An 18,695-nucleotide genomic window follows, 5' to 3' on the forward strand; every position below is an offset into this window, starting at 1 on the left:
CCGCTTCTTTTATTCTTTGTCCTCCGGCCGGTGGCTGTGCGGCATAGCCCAGGCGACCCACAGCGTCATCAGCGCAATAACCAGCGCGACGATAAAGACCCAGTGCAGCGATAGCGCAATCTGATGCACCAGCTGTTGCAACGTGCTTTCCGGCATTGATTGCCGGGTTTCCGCTGACATAATCTGCTGCACCGGATCGCTCGCCTGCGGCAAACGATGGGCGAGATTCAGATTCAGCACCGCGCCCATCAGCGCCGTGCCGATGGCGGAACCCAGCATCCGGCTGAACATAATCGACGCAGTACAAATGCCACGAATCTCATAATGCGCATGATTCTGTACCGACACCAGGAAAGTGGTGCTGGACATCCCCATGCCGGTACCAATCACAAAAGCGGTAAAGCCCGCCTGAACGATGGAGCTTTCGGCGCGCAGCAGCAGCAACAGCGCGCTGCCCGCAATCAGCAGCAGCGCGCCAAGCTGTGCGGTAAAACGGTAGGAGGTGCGCAGCATCAGTCGACCGCTCAGAGTACTCGCCAGCGGCCAGCCGATGGACATCATCGCCAGCGCGCTGCCCGCCTGTAGCGGCGTGCCGCCGGTGATGCCCTGAATCCAGGTAGGCAAAAAGGCGCTGATGCCCATCATCGCCGCGCCGATGATCAGATTGCCCGCATTGCCCGCCACGATGATGCGACTCTGCCAGATAGCCAGCGGAAACAGCGGCGCATCGGCGCGCTGTTCGTTGCGCTTGAGCAACACGCCTGCCAGCACAGCGAACAGCAAGAACAGCAGCAACCAGTAACCCAGCATTTCAGCCTGCAACAGCGCGATCAACAGCGCACTGACGCAGAGCATCAGCCAGCAGCTTCCGGCCAGATTCAGGGACGTCTCATCCTGCTGTTGCCGGTCCGGCAGCCAGCGCGCCAGCATCAGCATCGACACCAGGCCAATCGGCAGATTTACCCAGAACACCACTGACCAGCTGAAATGCTGCACCAGCCAGGCGCCGGTCAGCGGGCCAACCACGGCGGCGACGCCCCAAACGCTGGAGAGCCAGCCCTGAACGCTGGCGCGCTCGCGCGCCGTATAGATATCGGCAACAATGGTTGAGGTGATCGGCATAATGGCACCCGCCCCCAGCCCCTGAAAGGCGCGGAACAGAATAAGCCAGGCCATGCTGTGCGCGAAACCGCACAGCAGCGAGCCGGTAAGAAACAGCGAGGCGCCGATAAAAAACATCTTCTTGCGCCCCCAGATATCCGCCAGCCGACCATAGAGCGGCACGCTGACCGCCTGCGTCAGCAGGTAGATAGAAAAGACCCAGCCAAATTGGGCGAATCCGCCGAGATCGGCAACAATGGTCGGCATTGCCGTCGCCACAATGGTGACCTCAATGGCCGCCATAAACATCGCCAGCATACAGGCGATAAGGATCCAGTGGCGGTGACCGGTTTGCACTTGCGCACTCTCTGTCATGTTTATCCTTGTGTTTTACTGCTCAGTTTAACCTCAAATTCCACCGGCAGTTTCCTGAACGTGCTGAATATTTGTGACGTTGTCACTAGAAGGCCGCTATTTTTTCTCTTTTTGCCTGTTTCCAGTTCTGATGCGGCTTAAGCCGCTGTTCAACCGGGTTCAGAGATTCCGAATTTACCGCCAAAAACTGGCATTTTTAGCGTAGCGCTGCTATAGGTTTTGGGCAACTTTCTCAGTTTTCACTGGAAAAGCGCTGAAAAGTAGCAATTTTATCTGCAATTCACGGCAGTCACGGTATTGGAAGCGGCACACACCTTAGTCGCTTTTGTCGTCCTGTCACCTTCAGGCATAACAAGAGACGAAATATACAGGTCTCAACGACATCTCCGGGAGAGTCATTTCATGCAAAATTCTACGCTGGCTAAGCGTGCCGGGCTGGCCGTTTTGTCCATCGTCGTTATCGTGGGGCTGCTGATCTGGGGTATCGGATGGGATACCGTTCAGGCGCGCAAGGTTGATTTGCTGTACCTCGGTCAGCAGCATATGTTTCTGGTTTTCTGCTCAATGTTCTTTGCCCTGCTGGTCGGCATTCCCAGCGGCGTCCTGCTTAGCCGCCCTTTCGCCCGCCGCTGGGCCGAGTATGTGATGCAGATTTTCAACGTGGGTAATACGCTGCCGCCGCTGGCGGTACTGGCGCTGGCCATGGTGGTCATTGGCATTGGCGACCGTCCGGCGCTGATCGCCCTGTTCCTCGCCTCGCTGCTGCCCATTGTACGCAACACTTACTCCGGGCTGAGCGCCGTACCCGCCTCGCTGATTGAAGCTGCCAACGGCATCGGCATGACAAAATTTCAGCGGCTGCGTCAGGTGGAGCTACCTAACGCGCTGCCGGTGATTCTGGCTGGGGTGCGTATCGCTACCGCAATCAATGTCGGCACCGCGCCGCTGGCCTTTCTGATCGGCGCCAGCAGCTACGGCGAACTGATTTTTCCCGGCATCTATCTGAACGATTTCCCGACCCTGATTCTGGGTGCGGCGGCCACTGCGCTGTTCGCCCTGATTCTGGATATGCTGCTGGCGGCATTGGGACGTTATCTCAGCCCGCACGCGGCATAATCCTCAGGAGTTGACTATGACGACAAACAATCGGGTCGCGCGCTGGTTGAAACAGACCGCGCTCGCTCTCACCGCCTCCCTCGCCCTGAGCCAGGCGGCAAATGCTGCCGAACCCATTATGATGGCGACCAAAAGCTTTACCGAGCAGCACATTCTTTCTGCGCTCACCGTGCTCTGGCTGGAGAAAAAAGGATTTCAGGTGATCCCAAAAACCAATATCGCCACCACCATCAGCCGCAATGCGATGATTAATAAGCAGATCGATATGACCTGGGAATATACCGGCACCTCGCTGATTATTTTCAACCACATCAGTAAGCCCATGTCATCGCAGCAGGCTTACGACACGGTAAAAAACCTGGATGCGAAGCTGGGCCTGGTCTGGCTCAATCCCGCCCCGATGAACAATACCTATGCTTTTGCCATGCAGCGTAGCCGTGCGGAGAAAGAAGGCATCAACACCCTGTCGCAGCTGGTGACGAAACTGGAACAGATTCGCCAGAGCGATCCGGATCATAACTGGAAGCTGGGGCTGGATCTGGAGTTCGCCGGGCGTTCCGACGGCATGAAGCCGCTGCAAAAAGCTTACAACATGCCGCTCGACAGGCCGCAAATCCGCCAGATGGACCCTGGTCTGGTCTATAACGCGGTGCGTGACGGCTTTGTGGATGCCGGGCTGATTTATACCACTGATGGTCGCGTTAAGGGCTTCGATCTGAAGGTGCTGGAAGATGATAAGCACTTCTTCCCAAGTTACAACGTCACGCCAGTGGTACGTCAGGACGTGCTCGCCAGCCATCCCGGCCTGGACGCGGCGCTGAATCAGCTCTCCGCGCTGATTACCGACGAGACAATCACCGAAATGAACAAGCGCGTCGATATCGATCATCAGTCTCCGCAACAGGTGGCGCGTGATTTCCTCAATTCGAAAAAGATGCTGTAAGGAGACGCCATGGATACGATTCATTACATCCTGAACAACTGGCATTACCTGCTGACGCTGAGCTGGCAGCACACCTGGCTGGTGCTGGTCGCGGTGGGCTGCGCCATTTTGATCGGCGTGCCGCTTGGTATTTTGATTGTGCGTTTCAAGTGGCTGGCGACGCCGGTATTGGGCATCGCCACCGTGGTGCTGACCATCCCGACTATCGCCCTGTTCGGCCTGATGATCCCGCTTTTTTCTCTGATCGGTGAAGGCATCGGCGCCCTGCCGGCGATTACTGCCGTGTTCCTCTACTCGCTGCTGCCCATCGTACGGAATACCCATACCGCGCTGGAAAATCTGCCGCCGGGTCTGCGCGAGGCGGGGCGCGGTATCGGTATGACCTTCTGGCAGCGCCTGCGCTGGGTAGAGATTCCCATGGCGCTGCCGGTAATTTTTGGCGGTATTCGCACTGCGGTGGTGATGAACGTCGGCGTGATGGCTATCGCGGCAGTGATTGGCGCGGGCGGACTCGGCCTGTTGCTGCTGGATGGCATCAGCGGCAGCGATGTGCGCATGTTGATTGCCGGGGCGCTGATGATCTGCTTGCTGGCTATTATTCTTGACTGGCTGCTGCACCGCCTGCAGTCGGCGCTGACTCCCCGAGGGATTCGATAATGATTAAACTGGAAAACCTGACAAAAACTTTTACCCAGAAAAACGGCAGCAGCGTTAACGCCGTAGATAACGTCAGTCTTGAGGTGCCGGAAGGCGAAATGTGCGTGCTGCTCGGCCCCTCCGGCTGTGGCAAAACCACCACTCTGAAGATGATTAACCGTCTGATCGCTCCCTCCTCGGGCAAAATCTATATCAACGGTGAAGATACCAGTACCCAGGATACCGTGACGCTGCGCCGCAATATCGGCTATGTGATTCAGCAGATCGGCCTGTTTCCCAACATGACCATTGAAGAGAACATCACCGTGGTGCCGCGCATGCTGGGCTGGGATAAAAAGCGCTGCCAGGAACGCGCGACGGAACTGATGAGCATGGTGGCGCTGGATGCGAAAAAATTTCTGCATCGCTATCCGCGCGAGATGTCTGGCGGTCAGCAGCAGCGTATCGGGGTTATCCGCGCGCTGGCGGCGGATCCGCCGGTACTGTTGATGGATGAACCTTTCGGCGCGGTTGATCCGATTAACCGTGAAGTGATTCAGAACGAGTTTCTCGATATGCAGCGCCAGCTGAAAAAAACCGTGATGCTGGTGAGCCACGACATCGACGAGGCGCTGAAGCTCGGCGATCGCATCGCGGTATTTGGTCAGGGCAAAATTGTGCAGTGCGCCAGCCCGGATGAGCTGTTGGCGAAACCGGCCAATGAGTTTGTCGGCTCCTTTGTTGGTCAGGACCGCACCCTGAAACGTCTGCTGCTGGTGCAGGCGGGCGACGTGACGGAGCAGCAGCCGACCATCACTGTGAAGCGCGCCACACCATTACCGGAAGCCTTCGCAATGATGGATGACAACGATATGCGCTCCATCACCGTGGTGGACAACGACGGCAAGCCGCTGGGCTTTGTGAAACGTCGCGAAGCGCGTAACGCCACCGGACGCTGCGAGGAGATGCTGCACACCTTTACCGTCACCGGCAAAGCGGAAGAAAACCTGCGCGTGGTGCTTTCCAAGCTCTATGAACATAACCTGGTCTGGATGCCAATCGTCGATGAAGAGGGGCGTTACAGCGGGGAAATTTCGCAGGATTATATTGCCGATTACCTCAGTTCCGGGCGCACCCGTCGCCGTCTGAATCCCTGACGGCCCGTGCTCTCCCGTGCGGGAGAGCACATTTTTCTTAGCTGCCCGCCCTTTCACCTTCAGGCAGCGCTTCCGGCTCCTCTTCCCCTGGCAGCACCATATTCAGCACGATCGCCGCGATGCCGCCGGTGGTAACTGCATGGCCAAACAGGTTGGAGACGATCGTCGGGAATGATTTCAGCACCTCCGGCACCGCCTCAATGCCCAGTCCAAGCCCAAAGGCCACGGCGACAATCAACATTTCACGACGGCCCAGCGGCGTTTGCGTCATCACGCGGATTCCCGCCGCAACCACGCTGCCAAACATCACCAGGGTAGCGCCGCCCAGCACCGGCGGCGGAATCTGTTGCAGCACCGCGCCAACGCCAGGAAACAGACCGAGCAGCGCCAGCATGACGCCGATCACCATGCCGACGTAACGGCTGGCGACGCCGGTCATCTGGATAACGCCATTGTTCTGCGCAAAGGTGGTATTGGGAAAGGAAGAGAAAACCGCCGCCAGAATGCAGCTGACGCCATCGGCCAGAATGCCGCCCTGCAGACGTCGCTGGAACGTCTCGCCGATAATCGGCTGCTGTGACAGCAGGCAGTTGGCAGTGAGATCCCCGACGGCTTCGATTACCGCGATCACTGAAACCAGCGCGACAGGAACAAAGATGGTCCAGTCAAAGTTAAAGCCGAAATGGAAAAAGCCCGGTAGCACCAGCCAGCTGGCGCTGGCCGTGGGTTTCAGATGCAGGTTGCCGGTCAGCGCGGCGGCGAGGCAGCCAACCGCAATACCCATCATCACCGCCACCAGGCGCAACCAGCGATTACGCGATCGGTTCAGCGCCACAATCACCAGCAGCGTCAACGCACCGAGCGCCAGATGATGCGGCGCGCCGAAATCGCTCGCGCTATGGCCGCCCGCCCAGTCGGTAATGCTGACTTTGATCAGGCTGATGCCAATCAGCGCAATCACCGTACCGGTGACAACCGGCGTCAGGATTTTTCGCAGCTGCCCCACGCAGCGGCTGATAAGGATGGGGATCAGCGCCGCCACAAGGTTACAGCCAAAAATCATCGCCATGATCTCTTCCGGCGAGCCGCCGCGCCCTTTCACGATCAGACCGCCGGAAAGAATCACGCCGAGAAAAGCAAAGCTGGTGCCCTGCAGACAGATCATACCGGCGCCGATACCGGCGAAGCGCCGCGCCTGGATAAAGGTGCCCAGGCCGGAAACCAATAAAGACATGCTTATCAGATAAGGGATCCAGGCCTGCAGGCCCAGCACCGAACCAATAATCAGCGGCGGGGTAATAATGCCTACCACGCTGGCCAGCACATGCTGCAGAGCGGCAAAAAATGCGGGCGCAGGGGCGATACGCGCTTCCAGCCCGTACAGCAGACCCTTCTCATGCGATTGCGACATAATGGTGCTCCGGCAAAATAATTATCAGCAGAGCTAATGCATATTTTGCGCCAGACGCGCACGCCGAGAAGCAAAAATCTGTAATTTATTGAATTAAAACAGGTAAACGTGCCCGTTTATTCCGGGCGTTTTGCAACGATGGGTTCATGTAAGATCGATTTGCCGCACTTTGTTTCATCAGCGCGCCTGTTTCGCACTTTCTGAGTGCAACTTTCTGCCGCCGCCCAGCAACGATAAATCGAGGTAATGACTAAGATCGCGCTGTTCAGCGCGGGGAAGATAAGGCAATTCTCCCAGCAGCGGCGCATCGATCTTTGCACGCAGCACCTGAATGATCTCCGCGTAGTGCGCCAGGCCAGGGTTGATACGGTTAGCGACCCAGCCCGCCAGCGGCAGACCATCGTTAACAATTGCCTGTGCCGTCAGTAACGCATGGCTGACGCATCCCTGCTTGATCCCTACCACCATAATCACCGGTAGCTGCTCTTTCACTACCCAGTCGGAAAGCGGACAGAGGTCGTTCATCAGGCAGCGCCAGCCTCCCGTGCCTTCCACAATGACTCTGGCGGCCTGAGCGCGCAGCTGTTTTAGTCCTGTGCTCAGACGCTGATAATCGACCGGCACAGCTTTACTGGTGCTGATTTCATCATCTTCCAGCGCGACGGGGTTAATGGCTTCGTACGGTAATGACAGGGTTGAGGCGGACTGCAACAGCAACGCATCTTTATTACGCAGGCCCGCATCCGTGTGGATAGCGCATTTCGCCACCGGTTTATAACCGACGGAACTGAAATTCGCCCTGGCAAAACATTGCAATAACGCGCGGGAAACCACGGTTTTTCCTGCGGCGCTATCGGTGCCGGTAACAAATAGTGTGTTCACCCTTCTCCTCCTTTAGACGCGATTACGCGATGAAGAAGGGATTCTAAGTGAAGGCAACGGGCCAGAGCTTGCGTTAGCGCAAGTTCAGGCGCACTTACCCCTGAAGAAGCTTGATCAGCAGAGAGCCGCTGTAAAGCGCATCTTTAACCAGCGCGGCGGCGCAGAGCGTACCAGGATCGCTAAAGCCGGTTGGTTCCAGGGTAATCTCTTTGCTGTAAGCTGGCAGCGCCTGCTGACGAATGGTGGCATTGACCGCCGGGAACAGCACTTCCGCCGCCTGGTTCAGGGGTGAACCGATAAGAATATGTTGGGGATTGAAAATATTCACCATCATCGACAGTATGCGCCCGACATGATGACCCACGCTGGCAATGACATCCCGCGCCAGTTGGTCGCCTGACATCGCGGCCTGGCACAGGTTTTCAATGCTGATCGGCTGTTGATGAAGCACGCTGCCCGGCTGCGTCGGCAGACGTTGCGCCGCAAGACCGAGCAGGCTGCCGGTGCTGGCAACTGTTTCCAGACAGCCATGATTGCCGCAGTAACACTGCTGACCGTAGGGATCGATCTGGGTATGACCCACTTCCACCAGCGTCCGTCCGCTCTTATGCAGCAGCTGACCCGCGCTGATAATGCCGGCGCCCACCGTGTCATCAATCACAATCTGAATCACATCCTGCGCGCCGCGCGAGGCGCCGAACAGCGATTCGGCCAGCGTCCAGGCGGAAATATCGTGCTGAACAAATACCGGCAGGCCGGTGCGCTGCTCCAGAGTGGCGCCCAGCGGCATCTGCTGGATATGATAACCGGGCATACGATGTACCACGCCCGTGGCCGCATTGATCAAACCCGGCAGGGTAATCGCGATGGCGGTAAGGCGCTCCAGCTTGTGCTGATGGCGGATAAAAAAATTGTCGATGTGCGTCACCAGCCACTCCAGCAGTGGTGTTTCCGCTTCGGGCGGCAGCGGCTGCGTTTCTTCTGCCAGCGCCCGACTGCTGAGATCGCGCAGCGTTAGCGTAATATTGCCGTGGCGGATACGAATCGCGAGGTAGTGCCAGGAAAACGTATCCAGCGTCAGGCCGATAGCGGGACGGCCCCGACTGCCGGGATCCTGATACGCTGTTTCCTGCACCAGGTGAGCATCCAGCATTTCACGCACAATTTTGGTAATGCTGGCTGGCGCCAACTGGGCGAGTTTAGAGAGTTCAATGCGTGAAATCGGGCCATGTTGATCGATCAATCGATAAATAGCGCCTGCATTGGCCTGTTTGATCTGGTCGATATGACCAGGCTGAATGTCCGGATTCACGACCTGCTCCATAATATTTTCGAGCCACAAAATAAACACTGGCTATGTTGGAACAGTTTTGCAGGTTCAGTTAATAATTTGCGTCGAATTGTGATTCAAAGCACATAAACAAATGATTTTTAGCAGATTATTCTTATTTTTCTTCCGCATCCCTTAACAGCAAACGCATCATATTCGCCATCTGCGCGCCGGGTTCCCGTGCCACAGACCAAACCATCCACACCTCTGACAGCGCATCTGCCTCCTGCAACGGCAGCCAGACCACATCGCTGAGCCGCGCATGACGAAACGAGGCTGGCAGGATCGATACGCCGAGTCCGGTTGCTACCAGTCCAAGGATGGTCATCGCTTCGCCCACTTCCTGCGTGATATAGGGCTGTATCTGATAACGGTGCAGCAGCGCGAGGATCTCGCTGTAAAGCGCCGTACCGCCCTGCGGATCGAAAAAGACAAAAGGTTCGCTGGCAAGGGCGCGGATGGAGATCTGTTCGGCGTCGGCCAGCGGATGCGCCCAGTGCACCACAGCGCAGAGCGGTTCACGCAGCAGGAGCTGATAGCGTAAATCAGCGGGTAAAGGCGTGTTACGCATTATGCCCAGATCGAGTCGGCCCTCGTGCAGCGGCGCCAGCTGCTGCCGGGTATTGATCTCCTGCATTCTGATATGCACAGCGGGCCAGCGCAGACGGAAATGGTAAAGCGCGTCTGAGACCAGACCGATAAAAGGCGCAGAGGAGGTAAAGCCAATGCGCAGTTCCCCTTCTTCGCCGCGGTGCAGACGCGCCGCGCGCTCCGACGCCTGCTCTACCTGTTGCAGAATCGCCCGCGCATCGGGCAAAAACTGCGCGCCAGCGGCGGTCAGCTGTACGCTGCGGTTAGTACGCAGAAAAAGCTGTGCGCCTATCTCCTGTTCCAGCTGCTGAATTTGCTGACTGAGCGGCGGCTGCGAAATATGCAGACGCTGTGCGGCGCGGCCGAAATGCAGCTCTTCCGCTACGGCGATGAAATAACGTAAATGGCGCAGTTCAATATTCATATGTTATACATATCATTTGAGATTATTAATATATTAGACAACTTACCACCGCTTTTTTACCCTTAACAGCGTGTTGAATGATTTGAGGATGTGTTGTGAACCGCTCTTCTCATGCTGTGACGCTCGATGATAGCGAGACAGTCAGTCCTTCTTTAACTGGCGTCAGCGTCAGCCCGTTTATTACGCGCGGCACGCCGCAATTTTTACGCGTCACCCTGGCGCTTTTCTCCGCCGGTCTGGCGACTTTTGCGCTGCTCTATTGTGTGCAGCCGATCCTGCCTGTGCTGTCACAGCAGTTTGACGTCTCCCCGGCGGCCAGCAGCATTTCCCTCTCGGTCTCCACCGCCCTGATGGCGCTCGGCCTGCTGGTAACCGGCCCGCTCTCCGATGCCATTGGCCGCAAATCGGTGATGGTGACCGCGCTGATGCTGGCGGCGATCTTTACTTTGATCTCCTCCACCATGACCAGCTGGAACGGCATTCTGATTATGCGGGCGCTGATTGGCCTTTCGCTGAGCGGCGTGGCGGCGGTGGGCATGACTTACCTGAGTGAGGAGATCCATCCCGGTTTTATCGCCTTTTCCATGGGACTTTATATCAGCGGTAATTCGATTGGCGGCATGAGTGGACGTTTGCTGACCGGCGTACTCACCGACTTTTTCTCCTGGCGGATCGCCATCGCCGCGATTGGCTGTTTTGCGCTCGCTTCCGCACTGATGTTCTGGAAAATTTTGCCGGAGTCGCGTCATTTTCGTCCGGCTTCGCTGAAGCCGCGCAGCCTGATGATTAATTTTCGTCTGCACTGGCGTGATCAGGGGCTGCCGCTGCTGTTCGCGGAAGGGTTTCTGTTGATGGGGGCGTTCGTTACCCTGTTCAATTACATCGGCTACCGCCTGCTGAGCGCTCCTTATTTTCTCAGTCAGGCCGTGGTGGGCCTGCTGTCGGTAGTTTATCTCACGGGTAGCTGGAGTTCGCCAAAAGCGGGCGCCATGACCGCTCGCTTTGGCCGCGGACCTGTGATACTTGCAGCCACAGCGATCATGCTGGCCGGTTTACTGCTTACCGTCTTTGGTTCAGTCTGGATCATTCTGGCGGGAATGATGCTGTTTACGACAGGTTTCTTTGCCGCCCACTCGGTAGCCAGCGGCTGGATTGGCCCGCGCGCCCGGCGCGCCAAAGGTCAGGCTTCTTCGCTTTATCTGTTCAGCTATTACGCAGGCTCCAGCGTCGCCGGGACCCTGGGCGGTGTTTTCTGGCATCATTTTGGCTGGTCGGGCATAACGGCCTTTATCGCCTCGCTGCTGGTCGTTGCTCTGCTGGTGGGCTGGCGTTTACAGGGCCGGAAACTTTAACGGCATTACATGCTCAGAAAGGCGCTGCGGCGCCTTTTTTGTTACCTCCATACTTAGCACGCTCATCATTTAGTTCCGTTAATAACAGCACCCTTTATCCTCGCTATAATTTCTTTTATTCCAATAATTTCCATAGTTTTTTCATACAGCATGGAGGATACATCATGTCTATCTGGTATTATGTTGATAAAACCTCAGGCTATAACAACAATCATGTGGTACATGCCGCTCACTGTCCTTATCTGCCTAAAATGCAGCATCGTCTGTTTCTCGGCACCTTCTACAATCCCGTCGCGGCAATTCAGCAGGCACGAAAATATTATCCCGGCGCAATGGGCTGTGCGACCTGCTGTCCTGTAAACCTAAAAAAAAACCTGACCGATCAGAATAGTGTGGCACTAAAGCATATGGTCAAACTCTGATTGCGGCAGCCTTTGCAGCAAGGCGGTTTCATTAGCGCGGCGCAAGTTGTTTGTGAAGTTGGCATCGCCGGGCGGCTATAACCGCTGGCTATCGTCCCGCCGCAGGCGATAAAAAATATTCAGCGATAAATCCCCTCTCTGATGTTTCCCTTCTGGCGCTCTTCATCCACAATAGTGAGTAATTTGTGACGGAGGTCACTTTCGCTGAGCGCTTATCACGTTCAATTTTGCTGTTCTGACTGATTTGACATCCCATGCAATCAACAACTGTTTCACGTAAAACGGCCTGGCTGCGCGTCGTGCTGCTGGCCATCGCCGCCTTTGTTTTCAATACCACCGAGTTTGTTCCGGTCGGCCTGCTCTCCGACATCGCCGCCAGTTTTTCCATGAAGACGGCAGATGTGGGGATTATGCTCACCATTTATGCCTGGGTTGTGGCGCTGCTTTCGTTGCCCCTGATGCTGCTGACGCGGCAGATCGAGCGGCGTCTGCTGCTGTCACTGCTGTTCGTGATCTTTATCGCCAGCCATGTGCTCTCGACCGTCGCCTGGGATTTCGTCTCGCTGGTGTTGTCGCGTATCGGCATTGCGCTGTCGCATGCGGTGTTCTGGTCGATTACCGCCTCACTGGCGATTCGTGTCGCGCCCGCCGGAAAGAAAACGCAGGCGCTGAGTATGCTGGCTACCGGCACCGCGCTGGCGATGGTGCTTGGAGTGCCGATTGGGCGCGTGGTAGGTCAATATTTAGGCTGGCGCACCACCTTCGGCATGATTGGCGTTTCAGCGCTGGTGCTGCTGGTTCTGCTCGCCCGCGTGCTGCCGAAGCTGCCGAGCGAGCACACCGGATCGTTGAGTAGCGTGCCGATGCTGTTTCGTCGCCCGGCGCTGGTCAGCATGTATCTGCTGATCACTCTGGTGGTCACGGCGCATTACACCGCCTACAGCTATATCGAACCTTTCATGCAGGTCGTCGCCAACGCGGGCCAAAACTTTACCACCCTGCTGCTGCTGCTGTTTGGATCTGCCGGTATTCTCGGCAGCGTACTGTTCAGCACCCTCGGCAATAAATTCCCTTCGTCGCTGTTGATCGCCGCCATTGGGCTGATTACGCTCTGTATGGGGCTGCTAATTTTCGCCGCTGTGCGCCCAACCGCCATCTCCATGCTCTGTATTATCTGGGGCATGTCGATGATGATGATCGGACTGGCGGTGCAGGTGCGCGTGCTGTCGCTGGCACCGGATGCGACCGATGTGGCGATGTCTCTGATGTCCGGTATTTACAATATCGGTATCGGGGCGGGCGCTCTGTTGGGTAATCAGGTGAGCGAGCATCTGAACATGGCCGATGTGGGCAATGTCGGGGCGATTCTGGGGCTGGCCGGGCTTTTCTGGTGTACCTATATTTTCCGCCGCTATCCGCAGCTGCGTTCTAACGGCTAAAAAAAAGGCTTCAGAGGATAATCTGAAGCCTTTTTCTTTTTCCTGCCGGACACGATTAATTATAGATGATCGCTGTGCCATGCAGGTTGTTGTCGCCAGAGGTCGAAGTGATGCGGAAAGACTTTGCTCCCGCCGCTGCGGCCTTCTCCGACAGTTGATTCTCCAGCGATGTCAGATCGCTGCTGCCGGTGGCGCTGATCACGCCGATTTTCTGCTGATCGACCGGCGAATAATTCACTTGTTGCGCAGCGAAACCGGCAAATGAGACGGTGCCCAGCAGCGCGGCAATAACGCTTAATTTAATGCTTTTCATGATGAGATTCCTTCCTGTTTAGTGTGAACGCGCTGCGATTACTGATAAATCACCGCAGTACCGTGCAATTTGTTTTGACCTGTTGTTGAGGTGATGCGGAAAGATTTCGCACCGGCCTCATCCGCTTTGGCATTCAGTTGCGCTTCCAGTGAATCCAGACTGTTGCCGCCCTGCGCTGAAATGGTCCCTACCGGCTGCTGATGCAGCGGATCGTTGCTTACCTGATCTGCCGCGAAGGCGCCAAAAGTCAGGGTACTCAGTGCAACGGCAGCGATGGTCAGTTTGATGCTTTTCATAATGTGTTCTCTCTGTGCAATTCATCGATTCGGTAGATGTCGTTATTTAATTAACGACCGTTAAACAAATGATAGGCCTGTTTTCTGCAGACGTCAATCATTTTATTAATGAGCGTTATTTTAATCGCGAAGTGGCGTCATTATGGGCCTGGCGGGCAATTCTCCCTTAGCCAATGGGGCGTTTTGAACGCAGCAAGCACAAAGTGTTAAACTGTGACGCAACGCGGTTGCGCGTCCCTTGCATAATTAGTTAATGATCGGTAATTTAATGAGTATGTTTTCCAGTTAGTGAGGTTATATGAGCCAGACTCAGGATACCGTTGTGAAGAAAAGCCGCGGCCGCCCGAAACTTTTCGATCGCGAAGCGGCGCTGGACAAAGCGCTGGAGCTTTTCTGGGCACACGGCTATGAAGCGACCTCTCTTTCCGATTTGGTCGCCGCGACCGGCGCGAAAGCGCCTACTCTCTATGCTGAATTTGAAAATAAAGAGGGGTTGTTTCGCGCAGTGCTGGATCGCTATATCGAAAAGTTTAGCGCCCGGCGTAACGCGGCGCTGCAATGCCAGGAGAGCTGTGTCGCCACCGGTATCGAAAACTATTTTCGCACCACGGCCGCCTGCTTTACTGACCGCAGCAAGCCAGCAGGATGCTTTTTTATCTGCACTTCCAGCGCCTTATCCGCATCGTCCAGTGATATTGCCGAGACTTTGCTGCAACGCCATCAGGCGCAGGAATCCACGCTGAACGATTTTCTGCGTGAGCGGCAGCAGTTGGGCGAGCTGGCGGCGGATATCGATACTGAAGCTCTCTCCCGCTACCTTTCCTGTATGTTGCAGGGCATGTCGGTGCGCGCGCGCGAAGGCGCCAGCTATGAAGAGCTGAATGGCATTATCGATACCATGATGGCGCTGTGGCCGAAGCTGGCCGGCGTTTGTCAGGAGAGAGGCTGAAACAGTATCAGGGCGGGAGATTCCCGCCCTTTCTTATTCCAGAAAAAACACCTGTTTCAGTTCACTGCTGACCGGGCTGTTATCCGCATGACAGGGCATTAAGGCTTTCATTGATGCCCACCAGCGCTGGCAAATTTCTGTTTCCGCCACCGCCGCCCAGCGCGCCTCTGATTCAATTTCCACGCTGGCAAACAACAGATTTCTCTCAGCATCCAGCCAGATCGCGTAATTATGCGCGCCGTGCGCCTTAAGCGTCTCCGCCAGCCCCGGCCAGACAGGCGAATGCCGACGCTCATATTCCGCGTGGCAATCGGGGTGCACCTGCATCACAAAGGCTTTACGCAGCATTGGCTGGCCCTATATCCAGCGCCGCTTGCCAGGGTTTGACGCCGAAACGTTCGCCCAGAGCGATCAGCTGCTCAGTGGTAATACTCTGGCGCATGCCGCCCATGGAAAGCACCTTCACGACCACTTCCGACGATTTTTCAGCCGTATCGATCAGACCAAATGCTTCATCGAGCGAAGGCCCGGCGGCAAAGATGCCGTGAAACGGCCACATAACCAACGTGTGCGACTGCATCTGCTCCGCCGTTGCGGCACCAATGCCGTCGGTTCCCGGCACCATCCACGGTAAAATGCCAACGCCATGCGGAAACACCACCAGGCATTCGGTGCTGCCTTCCCAGAGCAAACGCGTGAAGCGCGCCGCGTCCAGCTCCACCACATAGCTTAACGCCATAAAGTTAGTGGCATGGCAGTGCATGATGACGCGGTCCTGGTCGTTGGTCAGCTGCTTGCGTACGCTGTGGGACTGGAAATGAGATGCCAGCTCGGAGGTGGGCAAGCCGCCGTTGCTCAAACCCCAGTGGATTTGATAAGAAAGCCCTTTGTCATCCACCTGTAACAGCACCAGGCTGTCTGCCGGATCCAGCTGTACGTTGCGGAAAAATTTGCCGGAACCGGTAACCAGAAACCAGCAGTTAGCCAGAGCAGGCGTCGGTTGCGACAGCTCGATACAGCGCGGTTCGGCATAAAAATCTGCGGCGAAAGGCTGCACCTCCTCTTCCAGCAAACGCAGGCTCACATTGCCCCCGTTGCGCTCATCCCAGCCTTTCAACCACATATCGCTGGTCGCCTTGACCATTCCCTGTACAAACCAGGAAGAAAGAATGCTTTGCATAGTAAATCCTTAACGTTGAGTCAGAATCTGTTGTTCGTAATGGCGCACATCGCTCAGCCAGCTTGCATCGGCCGGCACATCATGACGCAGGCACCAGGCTTCCCAGACTGCCTGCCACGGCAGCGACTTTTGCTCTTCCAGCAGCGCCAGACGCGCGGTGTAATCCCCTTCCGCTTCCAGCTGGCGCAGACGGTCGGTCGGCTCCAGCAGCGCACGCAACAGCGCTTTTTTCGCATTGCGCGTGCCGATAACCCAGGCAGCGATGCGGTTGATGGAGGCGTCAAAAAAATCGAGACCGATGTGTACTTTGTCGAATAGCTGATGGCGCACAATTTCGCTGGCGATCGCCTGGGTTTCGTCATCAAGGATCACCACATGGTCGCTGTCCCAGCGTACCGGACGGCTGACGTGCAGCAGCAGACGCGGCACGTAGAGCATGGCGGTGGAAATTTTGTCGGAGATCACTTCGGTGGGATGGAAATGACCCGCATCCAGCGTCAGCGCGGTCTGTCGGCTACAGGCGTAGCCGAGGAAAAATTCATTGGAACCCACCGTGTAGCTTTCCGCGCCGATGCCAAACAGCTTGCTTTCCACGGCATCGATGTGGTGCGCGGGATTTTTCTTCTCGCTGATGATCTCATCAAGCGCAGCCAGCAGGCGCTGACGCGGCGCCAGGCGATCGACAGTAAGATCTTTCATTCCGTCCGGCACCCAGATATTCATCACCGACGGCGTGCCCAGCTGCTCGCCAAACCAGGCCGAGACGCTGCGGCTCGCTTTGCAGTGATCGATCCAGAACTGGCGAATCGCGCTGTCGGCATGAGAAAGCGTAAAGCCGTCGGCGCTCAGCGGATGGGAAAAACAGGTCGGGTTAAAATCGAGGCCCAGATCGTTTTGCTTCGCCCACGCCACCCAGTTTTTGAAATGCGCCGGCTCAATGGCGTCACGCTCTACCGGCGTGTCGCTCTCCAGATAGATGGCGTGCAGATTGAGGCGTTTCGCGCCCGGAATCAGCGACATCGCCTTGTCCAGATCGGCGCGCAGCTCTTCGGCATTGCGAGCCCTGCCCGGATAGTTGCCGGTCGCCTGGATGCCGCCGGTTAACGCGCCCTGCGGGTTTTCAAAGCCGCGCACGTCGTCGCCCTGCCAGCAATGCATAGAAACCGGAATGGCATCCAGTTGCTGCATAGCGTGATCCACATCCACGCCAATTGCAGCGAAACGTTGTTTGGCCAGATCAAAGGCCTGTTCAATCAGCTTTGTCATAAGCGAGTTCCTTAGCAGGTTGACTCAGCGCCGCGAAGCGTGCCTGAGTGGCGCGAAAGGCGCTGTTGTTCATCGGTTCGAATTTATCCAGCGGGAAATTGCGGGCCACGCAGCGGCGGAAGGCGGCCACATCGCTGATTTCGCCCAGCGCCACCAGCTGACAGCCCACATTTCCCAGCGTCGAGGCTTCAACCGGACCGGCGAAAACCGGCAGTTCACAGGCGTCGGCGCAGAGTTGATTGAGAAAATGGTTCTGGCAACCGCCGCCCACCACATGCAGCTGGCTGAAGCAGGCGCCGCGTAGCGCCGCCAGTTCGCGGATCACCTGGCGATAGAGCAGCGCCAGGCTGTCAAAAATGCAACGCGCCAGCGCCGCAGCAGACTGCGGTATCACCATTCCTTGCGCGGCGCAGGCGTTCTGAATCTCCCGCACCATGCTGTCCGGGTTGATAAAGCGGGCGTCGTTGGGATTGATCAGCGCCAGACAGGCTGGCTGGCTGGCAGTTTCCTCGATCAGCTGGCAGAGGTCGGCAATCTGTAGCTCGTCACAGACGCGCTGCAGCAGCCAAAGCCCCATGATGTTTTTCAGCACGCGGTAACCTTCCGCCCCGCCTTCGTTGGTGACGTTGGCATTGAGCGCCGCCGTAGAGGTATAAGGTTGCAGGCTTTCAAAGCCCATCAGCGACCAGGTGCCGGAGCTGAGATAAGCCGCATCTTCTTGTGTCAGCGGCGTGGCAAAAACCGCGCTGGCGGTGTCATGTGTGGCGACAGCGATCACCGGGATCGGGTTGCCACTGGCGTTCTGCCACCAGCCAACCCTGTTGCCGGGCGGATGTGGCTTGCCGAACCAGCTTGCCGGGACGCCAGCCCAGGCAAGCAGATCGCGATCCCATTCGCCGCTCTGAATGTTCAGCAGCTGAGTGGTGGTGGCGTTGGTGTATTCCCAGTTCAGCTCGCCGGTGAGCCGGTAATGGAGGTAATCCGGGATCATCAGCGCATGGGCGACTTTTTCCTGCCAGTCAGGCTGCTGCTGATGCAGCGCGCGCAGTTGATAAAGCGTGTTGAAAGGCAAAAACTGTATGCCGGTATGCTGAAAGATAAACTCACGGCCCGGCTCGCGCAGCGCCTGTTCCATCAGGCCATGGGTGCGTTTGTCGCGATAGCTCACCGCTTCACCGACACGCTGCCCTTGCGCATCCAGCAGCACCATGTCAACGCCCCAGGTATCGATGCCGATGCTGTCAGGTACGATGCCCTCCGCATCCAGCTGCGCCAGTCCGGCACGAATCTCCTGCTCCAAAAGATCCAGATCCCAGCAGTCGTATCCCTGACGGCGCTGACGCTGATTGGCGAAACGGCGCACTTCGCGCAGGCTTATATGTTGCGAAGCCGCGCACCATTCAGCCAACATCACGCGCCCGCTGGAAGCGCCTAAATCAATGGCAACAATATTTCGCTTACTCATGGCGTGTTCTTCCTGTGATCAGATAGTCACAGGGTAGAAATCTCGCC

The 18,695-nt window shown here is 56.7% G+C and carries 19 protein-coding genes; 8 read left to right on the forward strand and 11 right to left on the reverse strand.

Going from position 1 to position 18,695, the window contains the following annotated elements; genetic code table 11:
• Positions 1-9: 9 nt before the first annotated feature.
• Positions 10-1,476, reverse strand: a complete 1,467-nt coding sequence (locus ABU178_RS10190; RefSeq protein WP_397214423.1) for an MDR family MFS transporter — start codon at positions 1,474-1,476, stop codon at positions 10-12.
• 402 nt (positions 1,477-1,878) lie between these two features.
• Here ABU178_RS10190 and ABU178_RS10195 point away from each other — a divergent pair, with 402 nt between their 5' ends.
• Genes ABU178_RS10195 through osmV form a run of 4 tightly spaced genes read left to right on the forward strand, consistent with a single transcriptional unit; the run spans position 1,879 to position 5,328 of the window.
• A complete protein-coding gene (locus tag ABU178_RS10195; protein WP_397214425.1) occupies positions 1,879-2,592 on the forward strand; it encodes an ABC transporter permease in 714 nt (237 codons plus the stop codon).
• A 16-nt stretch (positions 2,593-2,608) separates the two neighbouring features.
• Complete coding sequence (locus ABU178_RS10200; protein WP_397214427.1) at positions 2,609-3,535, forward strand: glycine betaine ABC transporter substrate-binding protein; 927 nt, start codon at positions 2,609-2,611, stop codon at positions 3,533-3,535.
• A 9-nt stretch (positions 3,536-3,544) separates the two neighbouring features.
• Entirely contained in the window at positions 3,545-4,192 is a 648-nt protein-coding gene (gene osmW / locus ABU178_RS10205; RefSeq protein WP_397214428.1) for an osmoprotectant ABC transporter permease OsmW, read from the forward strand.
• Positions 4,192-5,328 carry an osmoprotectant ABC transporter ATP-binding protein OsmV gene (gene osmV / locus ABU178_RS10210; protein WP_397214430.1) on the forward strand — a complete coding sequence of 379 codons (1,137 nt, stop codon included), beginning with the start codon at positions 4,192-4,194 and terminating at the stop codon, positions 5,326-5,328. Before osmW ends, osmV begins: the two co-directional genes overlap by 1 nt.
• Before the next feature lie 37 nt (positions 5,329-5,365).
• On the opposite strand, the gene ABU178_RS10215 is transcribed toward osmV, so the two are convergent.
• The 4 genes from ABU178_RS10215 to ABU178_RS10230 form a co-directional block, all read right to left on the reverse strand.
• Positions 5,366-6,739: a nucleobase:cation symporter-2 family protein gene (locus tag ABU178_RS10215; protein ID WP_397214432.1), complete on the reverse strand. Its 1,374-nt coding sequence runs from the start codon at positions 6,737-6,739 to the stop codon at positions 5,366-5,368.
• Positions 6,740-6,916: 177 nt separating this feature from the next.
• Complete coding sequence (gene bioD, locus ABU178_RS10220) at positions 6,917-7,621, reverse strand: dethiobiotin synthase (protein ID WP_397214434.1); 705 nt, start codon at positions 7,619-7,621, stop codon at positions 6,917-6,919.
• Positions 7,622-7,715: 94 nt separating this feature from the next.
• The gene (gene mlc / locus ABU178_RS10225) at positions 7,716-8,933 is read right to left on the reverse strand and encodes a sugar metabolism global transcriptional regulator Mlc (protein ID WP_397214436.1); all 1,218 of its coding nucleotides are present in this window, start codon (positions 8,931-8,933) and stop codon (positions 7,716-7,718) included.
• Positions 8,934-9,066: 133 nt separating this feature from the next.
• On the reverse strand, positions 9,067-9,966 hold the full coding sequence (locus tag ABU178_RS10230; RefSeq protein ID WP_397214438.1) for a LysR family transcriptional regulator: 900 nt from the start codon (positions 9,964-9,966) through the stop codon (positions 9,067-9,069).
• Between the two features lie 95 nt (positions 9,967-10,061).
• Between ABU178_RS10230 and ABU178_RS10235 the strand changes: the two genes are divergently transcribed.
• The 3 genes from ABU178_RS10235 (at position 10,062) to ABU178_RS10245 (ending at position 13,179) form a co-directional block, all read left to right on the forward strand.
• Positions 10,062-11,318 (forward strand): MFS transporter, encoded by a 1,257-nt coding sequence (locus ABU178_RS10235; protein ID WP_397214440.1) that lies wholly within the window; start codon positions 10,062-10,064, stop codon positions 11,316-11,318.
• 164 nt (positions 11,319-11,482) lie between these two features.
• Positions 11,483-11,740, forward strand: a complete 258-nt coding sequence (locus ABU178_RS10240) for a hypothetical protein (protein WP_397214442.1) — start codon at positions 11,483-11,485, stop codon at positions 11,738-11,740.
• Between the two features lie 254 nt (positions 11,741-11,994).
• Positions 11,995-13,179, forward strand: coding sequence for a sugar transporter (locus ABU178_RS10245; RefSeq protein ID WP_397214443.1), 1,185 nt, complete (start codon positions 11,995-11,997; stop codon positions 13,177-13,179).
• A 55-nt stretch (positions 13,180-13,234) separates the two neighbouring features.
• Here ABU178_RS10245 and bhsA (ABU178_RS10250) read toward each other — a convergent pair whose 3' ends face one another.
• On the reverse strand, positions 13,235-13,492 hold the full coding sequence (bhsA, locus tag ABU178_RS10250; RefSeq protein WP_397214445.1) for a multiple stress resistance protein BhsA: 258 nt from the start codon (positions 13,490-13,492) through the stop codon (positions 13,235-13,237).
• A gap of 38 nt (positions 13,493-13,530) precedes the next feature.
• Positions 13,531-13,788, reverse strand: a complete 258-nt coding sequence (gene bhsA / locus ABU178_RS10255; RefSeq protein ID WP_397214447.1) for a multiple stress resistance protein BhsA — start codon at positions 13,786-13,788, stop codon at positions 13,531-13,533.
• A gap of 298 nt (positions 13,789-14,086) precedes the next feature.
• Here bhsA (ABU178_RS10255) and ABU178_RS10260 point away from each other — a divergent pair, with 298 nt between their 5' ends.
• Positions 14,087-14,737: a TetR/AcrR family transcriptional regulator gene (locus tag ABU178_RS10260; protein ID WP_397214449.1), complete on the forward strand. Its 651-nt coding sequence runs from the start codon at positions 14,087-14,089 to the stop codon at positions 14,735-14,737.
• 33 nt (positions 14,738-14,770) lie between these two features.
• Here ABU178_RS10260 and rhaM read toward each other — a convergent pair whose 3' ends face one another.
• From rhaM to rhaB, 4 genes are read right to left on the reverse strand one after another with little or no spacing between them, the layout of a single operon-like run.
• A complete protein-coding gene (gene rhaM, locus ABU178_RS10265) occupies positions 14,771-15,085 on the reverse strand; it encodes an L-rhamnose mutarotase (protein ID WP_397214451.1) in 315 nt (104 codons plus the stop codon).
• Entirely contained in the window at positions 15,075-15,917 is an 843-nt protein-coding gene (rhaD, locus tag ABU178_RS10270) for a rhamnulose-1-phosphate aldolase (protein ID WP_397214453.1), read from the reverse strand. Before rhaD ends, rhaM begins: the two co-directional genes overlap by 11 nt.
• Before the next feature lie 9 nt (positions 15,918-15,926).
• Positions 15,927-17,183 carry an L-rhamnose isomerase gene (locus tag ABU178_RS10275; RefSeq protein ID WP_397214455.1) on the reverse strand — a complete coding sequence of 419 codons (1,257 nt, stop codon included), beginning with the start codon at positions 17,181-17,183 and terminating at the stop codon, positions 15,927-15,929.
• Entirely contained in the window at positions 17,167-18,648 is a 1,482-nt protein-coding gene (gene rhaB, locus ABU178_RS10280) for a rhamnulokinase (protein ID WP_397214457.1), read from the reverse strand. The genes ABU178_RS10275 and rhaB overlap by 17 nt, the downstream gene beginning before the upstream one ends.
• Positions 18,649-18,695: the final 47 nt, after the last annotated feature.

This window comes from Pantoea osteomyelitidis (assembly GCF_044342975.1).
In the GTDB taxonomy this organism is placed as follows: Bacteria; Pseudomonadota; Gammaproteobacteria; order Enterobacterales; family Enterobacteriaceae; genus Pantoea; species Pantoea osteomyelitidis.